The following is a 1,427-nucleotide window of genomic DNA, read 5'->3' on the forward strand; positions in this document are numbered from 1 at the left end:
CGGTTTGAATTTTCTATGTGCTGTTGTTTTTTACTTTCTACCGCTTAAATAAATTATTATGATCTCTGTATTTGTTTATTAAATTTTTAGGTTTTTATTGTTTAACATTCTACTAAACATCATATGATATAAATCTTTAGATGATTCTTCTATTTTAGTAATACTTGATATTTTATTTCCTGCGTCCTTTGATGATGCTCCGCAAAGATAAAAGGCTTCATTGTCTGTTCCATAGTCTATTGCTATATATCTATCGTGATATTTTTTACCTGCTACCTTCAGTTTTAGGTCTATATTAGGATAACCTTTTCTAAAATCGTCCAAGATATTTTTTGTGAGCATATCCTTATTTTTTATATTATCACTAAAGACTATGATTTGGATATTATCTCTTGCAGCTCTTAAAAGTTCTAATGTTTTAAGTCCTATGTAGTTGTCTATGGCATAAATGCTTTTCTTTGCTGACTTATATATTTTTGTATATGCTACATCTGCTTCTATCTTATCTCCATTCATCAAAAGGAAGTGTTTATATGTTTGCGGATCTATGAAATTATCCATTACTTTTTTCAAATCTTCTTTTGTGGCTAGGGTGTTCATCTTTCTGTCTATTCTAGCTATATCATTTGTATTTTTATTTGTTTGAATAGCAATTTGTAATAATTCTTTTGAGCTGATAAAATCTTGGTTTTCAATTATAAAGTCTTTCATCTGCTTAAACATTCGTATTAAAGCCTTGCTCTGCTTAACTGCAAGTTCGCCTCTTAATACAGTCATAAGCATATATATGCCCTGTTCTGTAAAGGCATATGGCAGCTTTCTACGCCCGCCCCAACTTGATGTCGATTTTTTCGACATCAAGTTTTCAAATTCTGACTTTGTCAACTGGAACATAAAATCATCATCAAATTTTTCCGAGTTGTTTTTTACTTGCTCGTTAAATCTTGTCGTTGTATATCCATAGATTTCAGCAAGTTCAAAATCAAGCATAACTTTTTGGTTTCTTATATAGTAAATCTTACTTTCCATTGTAGTTTCTTCTATTACTACAATTTCTTTATTTTGCTCTGTCACAAAATACGCCTCCTATATATTTTTTTAACTACAATTTGTAAGCTATTTCTTCATCACGTTTTCAAAATCTACTTGTTATAATTGTACCAAAAATATAGGTTCTTTTCTATCTGTCAGTCCCCTTATGGAAATGTTGTTATATTTTATTTAGTTCATGTAGGGGCGGCACGTGTTTGTGAAATAGATAATTAGTTTGATGATGTAATGGACAAATCGAAAATTATATTATAAAGCAGTATAGGCCCGCCCGTTTTTTTGGGGGTTCGTTTTCGGTTTATATTTTATTTAGTTCATGTAGGGGCGGCACGTGTTTGTGAAATGGATAATTAGTTTGATGATGTAATGGACAAATC

General features: G+C 30.6%; 1 protein-coding gene. It reads right to left on the minus strand.

The window, feature by feature from the left end; genetic code table 11:
• Window positions 1-78: 78 nt before the first annotated feature.
• On the minus strand, window positions 79-1,074 hold the full coding sequence (locus HMPREF9129_RS10125; RefSeq protein ID WP_004823479.1) for an ORF6N domain-containing protein: 996 nt from the start codon (window positions 1,072-1,074) through the stop codon (window positions 79-81).
• Window positions 1,075-1,427: the final 353 nt, after the last annotated feature.

This window comes from Peptoniphilus indolicus ATCC 29427 (genome assembly GCF_000227315.1).
In the GTDB taxonomy this organism is placed as follows: Bacteria; Bacillota; Clostridia; order Tissierellales; family Peptoniphilaceae; genus Peptoniphilus; species Peptoniphilus indolicus.